The sequence below is a fragment of the Thioclava marina genome (assembly GCF_002020135.1).
Lineage (GTDB): Bacteria > Pseudomonadota > Alphaproteobacteria > Rhodobacterales > Rhodobacteraceae > Thioclava > Thioclava marina.
Genome location: NZ_MPZS01000001.1, coordinates 419,207 through 436,119 on the forward strand (window position 1 = coordinate 419,207; position 16,913 = coordinate 436,119).

The window sequence follows — 16,913 nt, forward strand, 5'->3', positions numbered from 1 at the left end:
AAAAGCGAAATTACGTGTAAAATCACGTCAGGCTTCCCCGCGGGAAGGACCGGGACGTGATTTTTTGTGTGCAACGGTATACAAAAATGCGTCCTCCCTCTTGAACGGATGGAAAGCTTCAGGCAAATACGGCGCCAGCGACACCCTTAGGACCCATGAAGGGAGGCCATTCTCATGCCCATCGTTACCGGTAAAGATACTGCCAAGACCCGCCGCGAACTCAGCGTCGGCGGCAAGAGCTATGCCTTTTACTCGATCCCCGCGGCCACCGAAGCAGGCCTCGGCGATTTCTCGAAGCTCCCCGCCTCGCTGAAGGTGGTGCTCGAGAACCTGCTGCGCTTCGAGGATAACGGCTTCACCGTTTCGGTGGACGACATCAAGGCCTTCGGCGAATGGGCCGAAAAGGGTGGCCAGAACCCGCGCGAAATCGCCTACCGCCCCGCCCGCGTGCTGATGCAGGACTTCACCGGCGTTCCGGCCGTGGTCGACCTCGCCGCGATGCGCGACGGCATCAAGGGCCTCGGCGGCGACGCCCAGAAAATCAACCCGCTGGTTCCCGTGGACCTCGTGATCGACCACTCGGTGATGATCGACGAGTTCGGCAACCCGCGCGCCTTCCAGATGAATGTGGATCGCGAATACGAGCGCAACATCGAGCGCTACAAGTTCCTCAAATGGGGCCAGACCGCGTTCGAGAACTTCCGCGTCGTTCCCCCGGGCACCGGCATCTGCCACCAGGTGAACCTTGAATATCTCGCCCAGACCGTCTGGACCGACCGCGATCAGGACGGTACCGAAGTCGCCTATCCCGACACGCTCGTGGGGACCGACAGCCACACCACCATGGTCAACGGCGCCGCCGTGCTCGGCTGGGGCGTGGGCGGCATCGAGGCTGAAGCCGGCATGCTCGGCCAGCCGATCTCGATGCTGATCCCGGAAGTCGTGGGCTTCAAGCTGACCGGCGAGATGGTCGAAGGCACCACCGGCACCGACCTCGTGCTGAAAGTCGTCGAAATGCTGCGCGCCCATGGCGTGGTCGGCAAATTCGTCGAATTCTACGGCCCCGGCCTCGACAAGCTGCCGCTGGCGCAGCGCGCGACCATCGCCAACATGGCGCCCGAATACGGCGCGACCTGCGGCTTCTTCCCGGTCGATGCCGAAACCCTGCGCTACCTCGAGCAGACCGGCCGCGACAAGGACCGCATCGCTCTGGTCGAAGCCTATGCCAAGGAAAACGGCATGTGGCGTGATGCGGACTATGCGCCGATCTACTCCTCGACGCTCGAACTCGACATGGGCACGATCGTCCCGGCGATCTCGGGCCCGAAGCGTCCGCAGGACTACCTGCCGCTGACCGGCGCCGCCGATGCGTTCTCCAAGGTCGTCGCGGATTACCGTGGCATCGACATCTCGGAAGCCGCCAAGGACATGGCCGACGAAGGCCCGGTCGCGACCAAGTCGGTCACCATCGGCAAGACCGCGAAGGTCGAAGGCGAGGATTACGAGCTGCGCGACGGTTCGGTCGTGATCGCCTCGATCACCTCGTGCACCAACACCTCGAACCCCTATGTGCTGATCGGCGCGGGTCTCGTGGCGCGCAAGGCGCGTGAGCTGGGCCTGACCCGCAAGCCGTGGGTGAAAACCTCGCTCGCACCTGGCTCGCAGGTCGTTTCGGAATACCTGGAAGCCGCCGGCCTTCAGGAAGATCTCGACGCGGTCGGCTTCAACCTCGTGGGCTACGGCTGCACCACCTGCATCGGCAACTCGGGTCCGCTCCAGCCGGAAATCTCGAAGGCGATCAACGAGAACGACCTGATCGCGACCTCGGTGCTCTCGGGCAACCGCAACTTCGAAGGCCGGATCTCGCCGGACGTGCGCGCCAACTATCTCGCCTCGCCGCCGCTCGTCGTGGCCTATGCGATCGCGGGCGACATGAATATCGACCTGAGCTCCGAGCCGCTGACCCACACGGAAGACGGCAAGCCGGTCTATCTCAAGGACATCTGGCCGACCGACAAGGAGATCGCCGATCTCGTCGAGAAGGTCGTGACCCGCGAGAAGTTCCAGTCGAAATATGCCGACGTGTTCAAGGGCGACGAGAAGTGGCAGGGCGTCGAGGTTTCGGGTGGCGAAACCTATGACTGGCCGCCGACCTCGACCTACATCCAGAACCCGCCCTACTTCCAGGGCATGTCGCCGGAGGCCGGTGAGATCTCGAACATCAAGGGCGCGGGCATCCTCGCCGTGCTGGGCGATTTCGTTACCACCGACCACATCTCGCCCGCGGGTTCGTTCAAGCCCGATACCCCGGCCGGGAAATACCTGGTCGAGCATCAGGTCGCTCCGAAGGACTTCAACAGCTACGGTTCGCGCCGCGGCAACCACGAAGTCATGATGCGCGGCACCTTCGCCAACATCCGCATCAAGAACGAGATGCTCGATGGCGTCGAGGGCGGCTTCACCAAGGGCCCCGATGGCAAGCAGACCTCGATCTACGACGCCGCGATGGCCTATGCCAAGGAAGGCAAGCCGCTGGTGATCTTCGGCGGCGAGCAATACGGCGCTGGCTCCTCGCGTGACTGGGCCGCGAAGGGCACCAACCTGCTCGGCGTGAAGGCCGTGATCGCGGAAAGCTTCGAGCGCATCCACCGCTCGAACCTCGTCGGCATGGGGGTCATCCCCTTCGAATTCACCGAAGGCATGACCCGCAAGGATCTGAACCTCACCGGTGAGGAAGAGGTCTCGATCGAGGGTCTGGAAGGCGATATCAAGCCGCAGTCGATCGTGCCCTGCACCATCACCTACAAGGATGGTTCGACCAAGGTCATCAATCTCAAGAGCCGCATCGATACCGCGGTCGAGATCGAATACCTGCGCAATGGCGGCGTGCTGCACTACGTGCTGCGCAACCTCGCCAAGGCCTGATCGGTCTGACAGAATTGGAAAAGGCCCCGCGATTGCGGGGCCTTTTTCGTATCGGCAGATATCGCCGGACGGCGGATGCCGTCGGGGGGCTCTCCGAGGGGCAAGGGCGGGATTGAGGCCAGATTGACCGATGCTGCAGGTTCCTCGAATGTCCGGTGTCCCGATAGCTAAAACGTTCGAGACCTTGCACGTGGGGCGCTACATGGATCACATTCAGGCAGCCTTTAGTGCGAGGAAAGTTGATGACCTATGGCGATTTCGGTGAACCTGAGATTCCTCACGACCTCTTTGAATGTGCACTGTTTCTAAGAAACAATATCATTGACCTCACAACCCAAGGGGGGTCGGAGGCCGAGTACAAATTAGCCAGAAGAAGGCTACTGGAAGACCCGGCAAGCAAGCGACTTCTGCCGAGCTTTGTGCGCTTCTCAAACAATGCCGCTTCTGTGCAGTCAGCATTATCGAGCGTTGCAAGTGGTTCAGGTTCTTGGGCCATGCGCCGGGGCCACGTCACTGACGCCTTCATACCTCTATTAACCTTCCTAGAGGCAGGTGGCGGTGCAGCAGACGCCACGATCACAGACGGCCTTGATGTCTATGATGCTCCTGCTGTCCAAGCTTTTTGGGCGAAGGCTTTGGAAAGACGAACAACAGACCCGGACGGCGCTGTCACCGCCGCAAGTACGTTACTTGAAGAGGTCTGCAAACACATCATCGAGGACAGCGGCGCAGAGTGGGAAGCAAAATGGAATGTGCCGAAACTCTATTCTGAAACGGCAAAAATCTTGAAGCTCGCACCATCGCAACACCAGGAAGAGGTGTTCAAAATGATTTTGGGAAACTGCCAGAGCGTCGTACAGAGTATTGGTTCTTTGCGCAACAAAGGTGGTGATGCTCATGCTGGGGGGCGCTCGCGAGTTCCATTCAAGCCGCGTCATGCCGCTTTGACGGTTAACCTTGCTGGGTCCATGGCCCTGTTTCTGATTGAGACGTGGCATGCGAGAGTTGAGGAACAACGGATCAGTAATCATTAGCCGCGTCACAATCCTGAAGCAGACCTTCTCCTCAGCAACGGGAGCATGTCGCCACACCGGGCATGCGTTACCGGAACGCTCAATCCACCCCAACATCGCCGATCCCCGCCCCCTTGTGCTATACTTCCCGCCATCACAAGGGAGGACGACGCGATGAATAGGCGCGAGATGTTGGCCCTGACGGGCGGTGCGATGGCCGCAAGCGGGGTGTTGGGAGGTGCTGCCCGACCGGCGCGGGCGGAGGCCGTGATGGGCGATGGCGGGCTTTACCAGCAGAGCTTCTTTCACGACAGTTTCCTCGACCTCGGAGAGGATCTGAGCGAGGCCGCGGATCAGGGAAAGGGGCTGCTGGTGCTCTTCGAGCAGCGCGGCTGCCCCTATTGCCGCGAGATGCATCTGGTGAACTTCAAGCGCTCCGAGATCACGGATCTGATCGAGGCCAGCTTCGTGGTCTTGCAGCTCGATCTCTGGGGCGCGCGGGAGGTTACCGATTTCGACGGCGAGGCGCTGGAGGAGCGTGCGCTGGCACAGAAATGGTTCGTGAACTTCACGCCGACGCAGGTTCTGATCCCGGCTCAGAACGCGGGCGCAACCGATCTGCGCGCGGCCGAGGCCTTCCGGATGCCGGGCTATTTCAAACCCTTCCACCATCTGTCGGGGCTGGAATATGTCGCTAGCGGCGCCTATCGCGACCAGCCCTTCCAGCGTTTCTTGCAAGACAAGTTCTCGGCGCTGGCGGAACAGGGGATCGACCCCGACGTGTGGTGAGCCCCAAACGCAAACGACCCGCGCGATGCGCGGGCCGTTCTCGAACTTTCGCTCAGGCTCAGGCGAGCTCGAGGTTGCTCGCGGACTGGCGACCGTCACGGCCGGTTTCCAGTTCGTAGGTCACTTTCTGACCATCGTCGAGGCGCTGGATGCCGGCGCGCTCAACCGCCGAGATGTGCAGGAAGATGTCCTTGCCGCCATCATTCGGGGCAATGAAGCCGTAACCCTTGGTGCTGTTGAACCATTTCACGGTGCCTTCGGCCATCGTGAGTCTCCTTAGATAAAGTGCTGCCCGCGGAATGCGTCAGCCCGGCCGTGTCAGTTCTTGAAAGCAAACTGAAGCCGGTAAGGGAGACAGTGCGTGTCGGAAGCAAACTTAGCGAGACAGCAGATAGAGGTTCGGCACCGCAAATGCAATGGCCGATCGGATCACGCTGCCGTGGCAGAGGGAGGATTGCGGTCCTCACGCTGGATGAAGCGCCCGCCCGCGGATTTCACCCGCAGCGCGAATTTGCGCTTCTGCCCACGGATCGCATGGCTCACCAGAGCGCGCAGATGGCCCTCGGATTTGAGTTGGCGCGCCATGCCGTGATGGTAACCGGGCAGCAGGAAATGCGCGATATTCGGTGCGATCGGGAAGCGCCGGGCATGGATCATCTCGTCGGGATGATCGGCATGAAGCGCGAAGATCCGAGGCGCGCGCGGCATATGCGCGCCAAGCGTCGGCACCCGGTAGCCGCCGATGCGGTTGCGCAGGAAACGCCAGCGATGCTCTTCGGGGACATGATCGGGATGGACCGAGACCTGGGGCGAGATCGCGCAGACGGTGTCGAAGGGCAGATGCCGCGTCATCTCGAGCGCCATGAACCCGCCCATCGAATTGCCGATCCCCACGAGGCGCTCCGCACCGGTCTCGGCCTGCGCGCGTTCGATCGTGAGGGCGACCGCCTCGATCAGGCCGGGCGCGTTGAGCCAGCTGCGCGCGGTATCGGCAATGAAGAGAACCGGGTTTTCGCCCCCCTGGCTTGCGATGGCGCGAAACTCGGGCGGTTGCGGGGCGCTGCGCGAATTCCCGACACCGGCAAAGGAAACCACGAGCGTCTTGCCCGTTCCGGGAAGAAAATGCGCATGGAGCGGCGCGCGCGTCACCACGGCGCGCAACTCGTTTCCATGTCTTGCCGGAAGAAATACCATTGATCGCCCTTGCCCGTTCCTTCGGGCCTTTATTGACTCGGATTGCTCACCAAACCGTTACCAACCTCAGCTTTCGCGAAATGGGCAGAATCGTGGCATTTTGGTGATCTGCGCGCTTTGAGAAAAACGCTCAGGCACGACAGCCCTCCAGGGCGACCGGAAAGGGATTTTGTTCCCCTTATGTTCACGCTAAATTATCACCATGAGCACCTCCCTGCCCCTTCCCCTGCGCCCGGGCCGCACCCATGAGGTCTGCGGCCTTGGCGCCACAAGCTTTGCCTGCGCGGTGGCCGCCACCACGAGCGGTCCGGTGATCTGGGTGAGCGAACGCTATCGGCGCGACGGGCTCAATCCGCGCGGACTGGTGAGCTTCTTCGATCCGGCGCGGCTTCTGATCGCGCGGGGAAAGGATCAGACCGACACGCTCGCGGTGATGGAAGAGGCGTTGCGCGACGGCTCGGCCCCGCTGGTGATCGGCGAGACGCCGAAGGCGATCAGCCTCACCGAGGGGCGACGACTGCAACTCGCGGCCAAGCAAGGCGGGGCGACGGGGCTGTGCCTGATCACACCGCAGGGCGGCTCGAACGCGGCCGAGACGCGCTGGCAGGCAATGCCGGTCTTCGAGCGCGATCTGCGCGAGGGGGTGGATGCGCCACGGCTGCGCTGGCGCCAGATCAAGAACAAGTCCGGCCCCTGCCGTGCCTGGGAGGTGCGCTGGAACGCGCGCGACCGCGGCCCCGAGATCCTGAGCGTTGCCGATTGCGCGCCCGAACCCGGCTGATCGGCTCAGAGGTCGAGCTGATCCTCGAGCATCCCGATCTGGGCGACGTGATCGACGGGCCATTCGGTGATGTTCTGAAGCCCGCGATCCTCGAGCACGTCCGAGCCCGGATGCTCGGCCAGCCAAGCCTCGATCTGCGCATCGCGCGCGCGCAGAAGCGCCTCGACCTGCGGGCGGTACAGCGTGACCATCCCGCTCAGCCAGAGGTTCACCGCCCAGTTCGGATGCGCCAGCTCGATCGCGAAATGATCGAGCAGCCGGATCACGTCCTCGGCGCGGTAGAAGCATTCATCCGTCACCCAGCGGTTGGTGGTGAAGATGCGCAAGGCGCGCCCCTGCGCATCGACACTGATCGCGCCGATATGGACGAAGCGCGACGCGCCATCCTCGGGAATGCGCGCGCCGGGCAGATCCCAGGGCTCCAGCCCCGGAATGATCCCCTCGGGGCGCATGAAGAGATGGAAATGCCCGTTTTCGCCCTGCGCCATCTCGCGCGCGTCATGGGCATGGTAGAAATAGTGGCAATGGGTCTCGGTATCGAAGACATCCCCGCGCGGGTAGCGTTCCCAGGTCAGGAAATCGCCCTGCCCGCGCAACACTTCCGAGACCACGCTCATGCTCGACTTGGCGAGCACGGTTTCGCATTCGAGTACGGTCTCGGCGGCGTCATGCATCTCTTCGAGGCGCGCGCGCGGCAGGCGCTCGATCGCGGGGGTCGGAATGCGCAGGGTCGGTGCCGGGCGGTGCGGCGCGGGGTCCATTTTCGTCATCGGGCCTCTCTTCTCATGCGAACAGGGCCAGCCTAGCGGCTGACCCCGTCCTTGTCATCGCGACAATCGTTCTAGAGCGGCCGTTCTCAGAGCGGCGACATCCCGAGCATTTCGCGCACGGCCGGCTCACGCGAGGTCTTCAGACCGATCTGGCGGCCTTCCTCGACGGCGATCTCGGCGGGCACGCCCTTCGAGGCGCGGTAGAGCGCCCACATCGCGCCAACCCGGTTCGAGCTCTCGCAATGCAGCAGGATCGGGTAGTTGGCCGGATCTTCGACGATCTTCGCGAATTCGGCGACCTGCTCGTTCGTCGGCGCCTTGGTCGGCACGGAGATCTGGATGTAATTCATCCCGGCCTTCTGGACCAGTTCACCCTCGTTCGGCGCGCCCTCGTCGGGCTTCAGCAGGCTCACGACGGTCTTGAATCCGAGCATCTTGAGCATCGGGATGCCGGTCGGGTCGATGAAGCCACCGGTGCCGACATAAGGCGTGGCACGCAGGTAATTGTCGACGATCGGGGGCATCTTGTCGCCATAGGGCGCCTGGGTGGCCTTGACGGTGGTGTCATAGGGGCCCTTGGCCATCGGTGCCGCCTCGGCGGTCGCCGCCGGAGCCGCACCCGGAGCGCAGGGGTTCGCCGCTGCGGCCGGGGCGCAGGGGTTGGCCGGCATCGCTGCGGGCGCGCAGGGGTTCGCGACTGCGGCCGGGGCGCAGGGATTGCTTGCCTGTGCGTTCGACATGGCGGGCACGGCGGCGCTCATCGCGACGGCGGTCACCGGAACCAGAGCTGCGCGCAGCAGGCTCTTGCGTTGCTTCTTGGTCTTCATGGACATATTCCTCCCTTGAACTTTGTCCGAATTTTCAAAGCGTCAGCCGCGCGCGGTCGAGGTATCCCCCGAGCGCATGGCGAATTCGTCAGCCTCATCATCGGGTGCGCAGACCTCTTCGGCGGTGAACGGGCCGCCACGGGCACGTTCCATCATCGAGCCGAGACGGAAACCGATGGCCGCGAACACGACCAGCACCGCAAGGATCACCCATTCGGGCAGGCCGAAGAGTTGCGGCAGCGTCTGGGCGTTCGGGCCCTTGCCCGCCATGTAGAAGCCGATCAGCGGCTCGTAGACCCAGGCGAAGGCCGAGGTGCCGATCACCATGCCGATGGCGAAGACCACCGCGTCGATGCGGCCCGAGGCGACGCCCACGACCGAGGTGCCCGGGCAATAGCCGCCCATCGCGAAGCCCGCGCCGATCAGCACGCCACCGGCGAGGATCGCCCAGAAGAAGAGCGTCGGGATGAAGACCGCGTTCGGCCCCATCCACCCCATCGTGCGCAGGACATAAAGACCGATCGCGCAGACCAGAACGGCGGTGAACATCACCTTGAAGACCGAGAAGTCGCGCAGCGTGAACTGCCCCGTCAGCTTGCGCGGGGAGCCGAAACCGGCGGCCTCGAGCGCGTAGCCGAAGAGGACGCCCGACAGAAGACCAGAGGCGACGCCGCCATCGTAGAACGGAATGGTCATTGCCAGAGCCTCCGCATCATGAAGGACACGGCGAAGCCCGCCGCGAAGAAACCGATCAGGAAGACGAAGCCGGCCACGGCCAGCGTCGCGCCGCCCGAAAGCCCCACGCCCGAGGTGCAGCCACGCGCCAGACGCGCGCCGAAGCCGACAAATGCGCCGCCGACCAGAGCGTAGCCGATCCGGCTACCGCTCGAGACGCGCGGCCCACGCTCGACCTTGACCGAGATCCGGCCCGCGCCTTTCGCGCCCAGCCAGGCACCGATGAGCACACCGATCACCTCCCAGGTGATCCAGCTCAGAAGCGGTGCGCCCGCTTTCATGAAGGGGCCGAAATAGGCATTCTCGGCGGTCGCCTGCGGCGCCACCCATTCATTCGCCTGCGCCGCGAATCGCGTCACGAATCCCGAAGCGCCGAGCCCGTGCCCGGTGATGACGAAGGTCAGCAGCAAAGCCAGGCCCAGCACGGTGCCGGCGGCCAGCGGAGACCAGAACGGTTTGGGGGTGTCCCTCATGGCAGCCTCCCTTTCTCCCATGATGATAAACATATTCAAAGGTGATGATACAAATTGCGAAAGCGCTTTCAACTCGATTGAACGCCGCAGCGCAGCGTCATTCTCGGATCTAAACCCGGATTCCACCTGCAAGGCGTTCCATATCCGCACCACGGTCAAGCTCGGCCCTCGGGAAAATAATGTGATTTTACATACCGTTCAGCGCGAAGGCCGCGCGCCCGCAAGGGCTGCACGATTTCGTGAAGGTGCTGAAAGTGCCGTGATCGGACGCGAGGAGATCACACCGAGGACGTCGGCACACGCCGGTTGCACCCGTCTCAGGGCGCCAAAACAAAAGGCTGGGACACTGCCCGGCCTTCTTTCAATCGTCATCGGGCGTGCTCACACGCCGCTGTCGAAGGGCTCGAACGCCTCCGCCCGCGCGCGTTTCCAGCGCTTGAGATAGCCGAAGCGGTCGTCATCCTCGCGCAGCAGGAACCCTTCGGGCATGTAGTGATAAATCTCGTCGCCCACCTTGAAGTCGCGCTCGCGGTCGCGCACCAGCAGGTGATGCGGCAGGAACTGCCCGGGATGGGTGAGGCCCGCCGCCCCCGTCATCTCGGCCAGCGCCTTCATCGTGTTGCGGTGGAAATTGGCCACGCGGGTCGCCTTGTCGGGCACCACCAGCGCGCGCTGGCGCACCGGATCCTGCGTGGTCACGCCGGTCGGACATTTGTTCGTGTGGCACGACTGCGCCTGAATGCAGCCGATCGCGAACATGAAACCACGCGCCGAGTTCGCCCAATCCGCCCCGATCGCGAGCACCTTGGCGAGATGGAAGGCGGTAACCAGCTTGCCCGAGGCGCCGATCTTGACCTTGTCGCGCAGCCCCGCCCCGCGCAGCGTATTGTGCACGAAGCTCAGGCCCTCGACGAGCGGGAAGCCCATGTGATTGGCGAATTCCAGAGGCGCCGCCCCCGTGCCGCCCTCCTTGCCGTCCACGACGATGAAATCGGGCACGATCCCGGTTTCCAGCATCGCCTTGACGATGCACATGAACTCGCGCCGGTGCCCGACGCAGAGCTTGAACCCCACCGGCTTGCCGCCCGACAGCTCGCGCAGCTGGCCGATGAATTCCATCATCTCGAGCGGAGTCGAGAAGGCCGAATGCGAGGCGGGCGAGATGCAGTCCACCCCCATCGGAATGTCGCGGGCCTCGGCGATCTCGGGCGTGATCTTGGCCGCCGGGAGCATCCCTCCATGCCCGGGCTTGGCGCCCTGGCTCAGCTTCACCTCGATCATCTTCACCTGATCGTCCTGCGCCCGCATCGCGAATTTCTCGGGGTTGAAACTGCCATCATGGTTGCGACAGCCGAAATAGCCCGAGCCGACCTCGTAGATCAGATCGCCCCCGCCTTCGCGGTGGTAGCGCGAGATGCCGCCCTCACCGGTGTCATGGGCAAATCCCCCCGCCTTCGCGCCCTTGTTGAGCGCCATGATCGCATTGGCCGAGAGCGCCCCGAAACTCATCGCCGAGATATTGTAGATCGAGGCCTTGTAGGGCTGCTTGCAGTCGGGCCCGCCGATCTCGACGCGGAAATCGCTATCCTCGATATGGCGCGGCTTCACCGAATGGGTGATCCACTGATAGCCCGATTCCGACACGCGAATGCGGGTGCCGAAGGGCTTGGCGTCCTCGATATCCTTGGCGCGCTGATAGACGATGGTGCGGGTGGCGCGCGAGAACGGCACCTCCTCGTCATCGCCCTCGATCAGATATTGCCGGATCTCGGGGCGGATCTCCTCGAAGAAGAAGCGCAGATGGCCGAGGATCGGATAGTTGCGGGTGATGGCGTGCTTGGTCTGGATCAGGTCGTAGATCCCGACGAACGTCAAAAACCCGAAGATGATGGCTGCGATCAAAAACCAGTCGGTCAGGATCAGGCCGGAAAGCGCGCCGAGTGTCAGAAGAGCCGACAGGGCGAGTGGCGAAAACCGTATGAAACGCGTGAACATGCCCCCTCCCCGGGGTTGTTATCGTTTGTTCCTGCGCGGCCAGTCTAGCGCGCGACGTCTCTATGTCGAGGGAGAGTTAGGCCCGCAACCCCCGATCGAACCAGAGCGCGGCTTCGAGCGCGTCGAGCCCGTCGGTCAGAGCTGCCGGGCCCGGTTGCAGGATCAGGGTCGATTTGACCTCGTGGAGGCGATTTCGCGCAACAGCCGGCACGTCTTGCCAACCGGGTCTTGCGCAAACTTTCTCGGGCCGGAATTTCTTGCCGCACCACGAGCCCACGATGACCTCGGGCGCCGCCGCAATCACTTGTTCGGGAGTGACGATGCGATCCTTCGCCTTGCCCTCTCTCGCCCGCTCCGCGAACACGTCCTGCCCGCCCGCGATTTCGATCAGCTCCGACACCCAGCCCACGGCGGAGATCAGCGGCTCGTCCCATTCCTCGAACCAGACGCGCGGGCGATAGGGGCGCGGTTTCGCGGCGATCGCGGCGAGCCGGGCCTCGTAACCTGCGGAAAGGGTGTCGGCGCGCTCCGGGCAGCCCACAAGTGCTCCGAGCGTGCGGATCATGTCGAGGATCCCCGCGATCGAGCGCTGGTTGAACGCATGTACCGCGATCCCTTCGCGCACCAGCCCCGCGACGATCTCGGCCTGAAGGTCCGAGAAGGTCAGCACGAGGTCCGGCTCCAGCGCGAGGATCTTCGGCAGGTCGGCGGAGATGAAAGCCGAGACGCGCGGCTTTTCGAGGCGCACGCGTTTGGGGCGCACCGCATAGCCCGAGACACCGACGATGCGCACCTCCTCACCCAGCAGATAGAGGGTCTCGACCGTCTCCTCGGTCAGACAGACGATGCGTTCGGGCGGGAAAGCCATCAGATCCCCAGCGTGGAAAGCGGTTGGAAAACAGGGCCTTCCGGCGTGATCCTGAAATGCGCGCGGATGTGGAAGACCTCGGCCAGAAGCTGTTCGGTCAGAACCTCCTGCGGTTTGCCATCCGCCACAAGCCGCCCGCGATCCATCACCCAAAGGCGCGTGCAATGACGCGCGGCCAGCCCCAGATCGTGCAAGGAGGTCACGACCGCCCCGCCCGCGCGCGCATGGGCCTCGAAGACCTCCATCGTCGCGATCTGCGCCGCCGGATCGAGCCCCGCGATCGGCTCGTCGGCAAGGATCAGCGGGCTTTCCTGCGCGAGGGCGCGGGCGATCAGAACCTGGGCCTGCTCGCCCCCCGACAGATGCGTGGCCGTGCGGTCACGATAGGTCTCGAGCCCCATGCGGCGCAGCGCCTCTTCGACCGCAGCCGCACCCGCCCCTTGCGTATCGCGCCCATGCGGCAGACGCCCCAGCGCCACCAGTTCGGCCACCGACAGCCCCCAGGCGATCTCACGCGCCTGCGGCAGCCAGGCGGCGGCCCGCGCCCGTGCCATCGGGTCGAGACCGGCCAGAGAGCTTCGCCCTCTCGCGGCGATCAGCCCAAGCGCGCCGCGCATCAGAGAGGTCTTGCCCGCTCCGTTCGGCCCGATCAGGCCGATCAACTCGCCCGCGTCGACCTGCGCCGAGACGCTGTCGACTACTGGGCACTGGCCGCGTAAGACGGAGAGGTTGTCGAGCTCCAGCATCATCCCTCGCGCCCCATCTTGCGGATCATCGACAGGAAGAACGGTGCGCCCACCAGCGCGGTGAGCACGCCCAGTTTCAGATCACGCTCGGGCGCGATCACCCGCGTCGCGATATCGGCGAGCGTCAGCATCGCCGCCCCGCCAAGCGCAGAGGCGGGAAGCAGCCGCGACGGGCGCGCCCCCACGGGCTTGCGCAGCAGGTGCGGCACGACGAGGCCGACGAAACCGATCGCTCCGGCCACTGCCGTCGCCGCGCCGACCATGAGCGCCGTGCCCAAGACGATCTGAAGCCGTAGCTTCTTCAATGAGATCCCCATCGAGGCCGCCGCATCCTCGCCCAGGCTCAGCGCATCGAGCCCCGCACCCGCGCGCAGCAGGATCGCGGCACCGACGATCAGGAAGGGCAGCGCCAGCGCCACATGGGTCATCGAGCGATCGGCAAGCGATCCCATCATCCAGAACACGATCTCGGCCGCCGCATACGGCGAGGGCGCAAGGTTCAGGACCAGCGCGGTCGCCGCCGCCGCGAGCGCCGAGACCGCGATACCCGCGAGGATCAACACCAGTGCCCGCCCCTCGCGCCCGGCAAGGATCAGGATCAGCGCCACCGCGACACCCGCTCCCGCCAGCGCGGCAAGCGGCAGCGCCAGAGCGAAAATCGCGTAAAGCCCCGTCTGGATCGCGATCACCGCCCCCAAGGCGGCCCCGGCGGAGGTGCCGATCAACCCCGGCTCGGCCAGCGGGTTGCGCAGAAAGCCCTGCATCGCCGCGCCCGACAACCCGAGCGCCGCCCCGACCCCCAGTCCCAGAAGCGCACGCGGCAGGCGCAGCTCGCGCATCACCAGCCCCGCAGCCCCGTCGCCGGAGATCAGTGCCGAGAGCCCTTGCAGCGGCGAAATGCCCGACGGGCCGATCAGCAGCGAGGCAAGAAACAGCGTCGCGCAGGCCACGGATAGCCATATGAGGATCGCACGATAACTCATTGCGTCAGCTCCTCTTTCTCGATCTGTCGCCCGAGCGCCGCCAGCTCCGCCACCGCTGTCAACATCGCAGGCGCCCCGCAGGTCCAGCTCGCATCGCGCAACCCCCGCACGACCGGCAGGTCGCGCAGCACCGGATGCGCGAGCACCTCCTGCGCGCGGCTCGTGCCTTGCCCTTTCATCGAGCCGCCGACGACCACCAGATCGGGGCGGTCCATCACCAGATCCTCCAGCGGCAGACGCCCGCCCCAGTCCAGCCCCGGCCCGCTCACGACATTGGAAAACCCCGCCATTTCGAGGATTTGACCTTCGAGCGTGCGCGGCCCGTAACCATAGCCCGAGGGCCCGATGATCGCCGCGCGCAACCCCGGCGCGGGTTTCTCGATCGCGGCCAGTCGCGCATCGAAATCGGCCAACATCTTCGCGGCGCGATCGGGATGCCCCAGCAACTCGCCCGTCGTCGCAATCCGCGCGCGGATCTCGGGCAACGAGGTGCCGGGCGGGAGCTGCTCGACCTCGATGCCAAGGGTGCGCAGCATTCGGATCGTGTCGGGGTTCGACCAGGTATCGGCCAGCACCAGATCGGGATGGAGGATCGAGATTTCCTCGGCACGCCCGTAGTTTAGAGGATAGTCTTCAGCCTGTTTCCAAGACACAGACATCGTCGGATCGGTCGCGAAATGGCTGAGCGAGACGATCTGGTCCGGATCGGCCAGCGCCAGCGCCAGCTGATCCGTGCAAAGGTTCATGGAAACGACGCGCGCGGGTTCCTCAGCCCAAGCGGACGTCGCCGCCCCAAGGGCGGCAAAAAGGGCGGCCAGAGCCGCCCCTTTCAGGTCAGAACCGCGCACGCAGCCCCACATAGGCCGCACGGCCCGAAGTGCCGTAGCCCGGCCAGAGCTGGTAATCGGTATCGGTCACGTTCTCGATGCGCAGATACGCCTCCTTGCCCGAACCCAGATCGTAGGTCATCTGGGCGTTCAGCAGACCATAATCGGGTTGGTCCTGTCGATCGGTGACGATGCGCATATCCGCAGCCAGCGTGATCGTATCGGTCACTTTCGCATCGATCCCGGCCGTCAGCGTATGGCGCCCGAACGCCGAGTTCCAGGTCGAGCCCGAGGACAAGCCCGAGGGGTTCTTCTTGTCGAGATAGGTATAGCCGAGCGAGTAACCGATGTTGCCCGTGATCGGCCCCTTCATTCCCAGCTCGACACCCTGGCGCGTAGCCGTGCCAGAAGTCTGGTAATAGGCCGGGTAGGCATAGTCGATCAGGTCCTTCACATCGATCCGGAACAGCGTCGCCGTCAGCGTGTGAGCCCCGAACTTTTGCTCGATCCCGAAATCTCCGCTGATCGATTTTTCGGGGCGCAGCGTCGCGTCACCGTAGGGACCATAGAGTTCATACCCGGACGGCGCACGATAGCCATTGCCGAGCGAGACCTTCAGCAGCGTGTCAGGCGCCGCCCGCCACGTCACCCCGAGACGCCCCGTCGTCTGATCGCCGAAAGACGAAAGCTGGTCGTGGCGTGCCGAGGCGATCACATTGACGCCCTCGACGGGAGCGAAAGCGTATTCGGCGAAGATGCCGGTGACGCTCGTGAACGCATCACTTCCCCCATAGGTCGAGTTGCTGGTGTAGTTCTCCAGCGTCCGGTCGAACCCGAAACTCGCCTTGCCACTGCCGATCTCTGCATGGCCGAGCCATTCGAATTTGCGCCGCTTGCCGACATAATCGTAGTAGGTCGGCCCATAGAGGGCGGTGGACCCCGCCGTATGCCGGTCGAGCCTGAAATAGCTCAGCGCGACTTCCTGCGACACCGGGCCAGTCTCGAACTGCGCGAACAGGCGCGCGCCCCGCGTTTTCGCATCGGTTACTTCATCGGGGGTGCCATCGACCGGGTAGGATGCGTAGGTCACCGGATCAAAGGCGGTTTCGTCGTACTCGCCACGATCATTCTGCGCGAAACCCGCAAAACCGATCAGCAGATTGTCGGAGACACGCTTCTGCGCGCGAAGGCTGACCCGGTCGGCCTTGTAGCCGTCTTTCTCGGTATTCCCATCCTTTTCATCTGCTGCCGAGAAACCGGCGGTGTAGATCTTCGACAGTTGGATCGAGAGTTCATCGTCGCCCTGCTTCCAGCCGAAGTTATAGGCAAAATTCGCAGTCTTGTAGGAACCGAGCTCCAGAGCCACGCTTTGCGACACGCCCTCCTCGGTCGGACGCGGCGTGTCGAGGTTGATAACCCCCGCCACGGCCGAGCCACCGTAAAGCGCCGATTGCGTGCCGCGCATGATCTCAACGCGGTCATAGTTGAAAGTATTCAAACGGCCCAGATCGGTTGCGACCTGCGGCGCGGAAGGGTCGGACACGTCGATCCCGTCGACCAGCACTTTCACGTAGTTCTGCGAAACGCCACGGATCGTGAAGCCGGTCTGCGCGCCCATCGGTCCGCGCGCGAGAATGCCCACGCCCGGGGTCTGCGCGATCAGGTTGGACAGGCGGGTCTCACCCGACCGCTCCATGTCCTTTTTCGACAGCACCGTCACTGCCTGCGCGGTCTTGTCCGCCGATTGCGGCTCGAGGGCGCCGTAATAGATCACGATCTCGTCGAGCTGATAGGGTTGGTCGTCTTGCGCCAGCGCCGGTGCGGCAAGCGCGGTGGTGAGCATCAGGCCCATCGTCAAACGGGTGCGGTTCATATCCAAAGCCCTCATGTCGCGCCCCGAAGGCAACGCGAACTTCTTGTAGCAAGTCTTTGGAAAGAGATGCTTTCCGCCGACGGTGAAGAGTGTCACCACTGACGGAAATCCGCC

16 protein-coding genes are annotated in these 16,913 nt (G+C 64.0%); 4 read left to right on the plus strand and 12 right to left on the minus strand.

Features of this window, described 5'->3' with window-relative positions; translation table 11 throughout:
* Nucleotides 1–174: 174 nt before the first annotated feature.
* The 3 genes from acnA (at nucleotide 175) to BMG00_RS02035 (ending at nucleotide 4,727) form a co-directional block, all read left to right on the plus strand.
* Nucleotides 175–2,925 carry an aconitate hydratase AcnA gene (gene acnA / locus BMG00_RS02025; protein ID WP_078528084.1) on the plus strand — a complete coding sequence of 917 codons (2,751 nt, stop codon included), beginning with the start codon at nucleotides 175–177 and terminating at the stop codon, nucleotides 2,923–2,925.
* 242 nt (nucleotides 2,926–3,167) lie between these two features.
* Nucleotides 3,168–3,959, plus strand: a complete 792-nt coding sequence (locus tag BMG00_RS02030; RefSeq protein ID WP_078573234.1) for an abortive infection family protein — start codon at nucleotides 3,168–3,170, stop codon at nucleotides 3,957–3,959.
* Between the two features lie 153 nt (nucleotides 3,960–4,112).
* Nucleotides 4,113–4,727 carry a thioredoxin family protein gene (locus BMG00_RS02035; protein WP_210401978.1) on the plus strand — a complete coding sequence of 205 codons (615 nt, stop codon included), beginning with the start codon at nucleotides 4,113–4,115 and terminating at the stop codon, nucleotides 4,725–4,727.
* 58 nt (nucleotides 4,728–4,785) lie between these two features.
* Here BMG00_RS02035 and BMG00_RS02040 read toward each other — a convergent pair whose 3' ends face one another.
* Together BMG00_RS02040 and BMG00_RS02045 are read right to left on the minus strand one after the other, a co-directional pair.
* On the minus strand, nucleotides 4,786–4,992 hold the full coding sequence (locus tag BMG00_RS02040) for a cold-shock protein (RefSeq protein ID WP_078530713.1): 207 nt from the start codon (nucleotides 4,990–4,992) through the stop codon (nucleotides 4,786–4,788).
* A 164-nt stretch (nucleotides 4,993–5,156) separates the two neighbouring features.
* Complete coding sequence (locus BMG00_RS02045; protein WP_146642538.1) at nucleotides 5,157–5,921, minus strand: alpha/beta fold hydrolase; 765 nt, start codon at nucleotides 5,919–5,921, stop codon at nucleotides 5,157–5,159.
* Between the two features lie 202 nt (nucleotides 5,922–6,123).
* Between BMG00_RS02045 and BMG00_RS02050 the strand changes: the two genes are divergently transcribed.
* Nucleotides 6,124–6,702, plus strand: coding sequence for an ImuA family protein (locus BMG00_RS02050; RefSeq protein ID WP_078530711.1), 579 nt, complete (start codon nucleotides 6,124–6,126; stop codon nucleotides 6,700–6,702).
* Nucleotides 6,703–6,707: 5 nt separating this feature from the next.
* Here BMG00_RS02050 and BMG00_RS02055 read toward each other — a convergent pair whose 3' ends face one another.
* From BMG00_RS02055 to BMG00_RS02100, 10 genes are all read right to left on the minus strand, one after another.
* Nucleotides 6,708–7,472: a DUF6969 family protein gene (locus BMG00_RS02055; RefSeq protein WP_078573236.1), complete on the minus strand. Its 765-nt coding sequence runs from the start codon at nucleotides 7,470–7,472 to the stop codon at nucleotides 6,708–6,710.
* A gap of 86 nt (nucleotides 7,473–7,558) precedes the next feature.
* On the minus strand, nucleotides 7,559–8,299 hold the full coding sequence (locus BMG00_RS02060; protein ID WP_078573237.1) for a protein tyrosine phosphatase family protein: 741 nt from the start codon (nucleotides 8,297–8,299) through the stop codon (nucleotides 7,559–7,561).
* A 42-nt stretch (nucleotides 8,300–8,341) separates the two neighbouring features.
* Nucleotides 8,342–8,995 carry a DUF6691 family protein gene (locus BMG00_RS02065; protein ID WP_078530708.1) on the minus strand — a complete coding sequence of 218 codons (654 nt, stop codon included), beginning with the start codon at nucleotides 8,993–8,995 and terminating at the stop codon, nucleotides 8,342–8,344.
* Nucleotides 8,992–9,507 carry a YeeE/YedE thiosulfate transporter family protein gene (locus BMG00_RS02070; protein ID WP_078573238.1) on the minus strand — a complete coding sequence of 172 codons (516 nt, stop codon included), beginning with the start codon at nucleotides 9,505–9,507 and terminating at the stop codon, nucleotides 8,992–8,994. The genes BMG00_RS02065 and BMG00_RS02070 overlap by 4 nt, the downstream gene beginning before the upstream one ends.
* Before the next feature lie 381 nt (nucleotides 9,508–9,888).
* Complete coding sequence (locus BMG00_RS02075) at nucleotides 9,889–11,502, minus strand: FMN-binding glutamate synthase family protein (RefSeq protein ID WP_078530706.1); 1,614 nt, start codon at nucleotides 11,500–11,502, stop codon at nucleotides 9,889–9,891.
* A 76-nt stretch (nucleotides 11,503–11,578) separates the two neighbouring features.
* On the minus strand, nucleotides 11,579–12,370 hold the full coding sequence (locus BMG00_RS02080; protein WP_078573239.1) for a cobalamin-binding protein: 792 nt from the start codon (nucleotides 12,368–12,370) through the stop codon (nucleotides 11,579–11,581).
* Entirely contained in the window at nucleotides 12,370–13,116 is a 747-nt protein-coding gene (locus BMG00_RS02085; RefSeq protein ID WP_078574227.1) for an ABC transporter ATP-binding protein, read from the minus strand. The genes BMG00_RS02080 and BMG00_RS02085 overlap by 1 nt, the downstream gene beginning before the upstream one ends.
* Nucleotides 13,116–14,099: a FecCD family ABC transporter permease gene (locus BMG00_RS02090; protein ID WP_078573240.1), complete on the minus strand. Its 984-nt coding sequence runs from the start codon at nucleotides 14,097–14,099 to the stop codon at nucleotides 13,116–13,118. Before BMG00_RS02090 ends, BMG00_RS02085 begins: the two co-directional genes overlap by 1 nt.
* Nucleotides 14,096–14,845 carry an ABC transporter substrate-binding protein gene (locus tag BMG00_RS02095; RefSeq protein ID WP_245794933.1) on the minus strand — a complete coding sequence of 250 codons (750 nt, stop codon included), beginning with the start codon at nucleotides 14,843–14,845 and terminating at the stop codon, nucleotides 14,096–14,098. Before BMG00_RS02095 ends, BMG00_RS02090 begins: the two co-directional genes overlap by 4 nt.
* Before the next feature lie 88 nt (nucleotides 14,846–14,933).
* Nucleotides 14,934–16,799 (minus strand): TonB-dependent receptor plug domain-containing protein, encoded by a 1,866-nt coding sequence (locus tag BMG00_RS02100; protein ID WP_158521667.1) that lies wholly within the window; start codon nucleotides 16,797–16,799, stop codon nucleotides 14,934–14,936.
* Nucleotides 16,800–16,913 lie beyond the last annotated feature (114 nt).

What these genes read in the sequence shown, in the direction of transcription:
- acnA (WP_078528084.1), top strand. Translation starts at nt 175, where the DNA reads ATGCCCATCGTTACCGGTAAAGATACTGCCAAGACCCGCCGCGAACTC.
- BMG00_RS02030 (WP_078573234.1), top strand. Translation starts at nt 3,168, where the DNA reads ATGACCTATGGCGATTTCGGTGAACCTGAGATTCCTCACGACCTCTTT.
- BMG00_RS02035 (WP_210401978.1), top strand. Translation starts at nt 4,113, where the DNA reads ATGAATAGGCGCGAGATGTTGGCCCTGACGGGCGGTGCGATGGCCGCA.
- BMG00_RS02040 (WP_078530713.1), bottom strand. Translation starts at nt 4,992, where the DNA reads ATGGCCGAAGGCACCGTGAAATGGTTCAACAGCACCAAGGGTTACGGC.
- BMG00_RS02045 (WP_146642538.1), bottom strand. Translation starts at nt 5,921, where the DNA reads ATGGTATTTCTTCCGGCAAGACATGGAAACGAGTTGCGCGCCGTGGTG.
- BMG00_RS02050 (WP_078530711.1), top strand. Translation starts at nt 6,124, where the DNA reads ATGAGCACCTCCCTGCCCCTTCCCCTGCGCCCGGGCCGCACCCATGAG.
- BMG00_RS02055 (WP_078573236.1), bottom strand. Translation starts at nt 7,472, where the DNA reads ATGACGAAAATGGACCCCGCGCCGCACCGCCCGGCACCGACCCTGCGC.
- BMG00_RS02060 (WP_078573237.1), bottom strand. Translation starts at nt 8,299, where the DNA reads ATGAAGACCAAGAAGCAACGCAAGAGCCTGCTGCGCGCAGCTCTGGTT.
- BMG00_RS02065 (WP_078530708.1), bottom strand. Translation starts at nt 8,995, where the DNA reads ATGACCATTCCGTTCTACGATGGCGGCGTCGCCTCTGGTCTTCTGTCG.
- BMG00_RS02070 (WP_078573238.1), bottom strand. Translation starts at nt 9,507, where the DNA reads ATGAGGGACACCCCCAAACCGTTCTGGTCTCCGCTGGCCGCCGGCACC.
- BMG00_RS02075 (WP_078530706.1), bottom strand. Translation starts at nt 11,502, where the DNA reads ATGTTCACGCGTTTCATACGGTTTTCGCCACTCGCCCTGTCGGCTCTT.
- BMG00_RS02080 (WP_078573239.1), bottom strand. Translation starts at nt 12,370, where the DNA reads ATGGCTTTCCCGCCCGAACGCATCGTCTGTCTGACCGAGGAGACGGTC.
- BMG00_RS02085 (WP_078574227.1), bottom strand. Translation starts at nt 13,116, where the DNA reads ATGCTGGAGCTCGACAACCTCTCCGTCTTACGCGGCCAGTGCCCAGTA.
- BMG00_RS02090 (WP_078573240.1), bottom strand. Translation starts at nt 14,099, where the DNA reads ATGAGTTATCGTGCGATCCTCATATGGCTATCCGTGGCCTGCGCGACG.
- BMG00_RS02095 (WP_245794933.1), bottom strand. Translation starts at nt 14,845, where the DNA reads ATGAACCTTTGCACGGATCAGCTGGCGCTGGCGCTGGCCGATCCGGAC.
- BMG00_RS02100 (WP_158521667.1), bottom strand. Translation starts at nt 16,799, where the DNA reads ATGAACCGCACCCGTTTGACGATGGGCCTGATGCTCACCACCGCGCTT.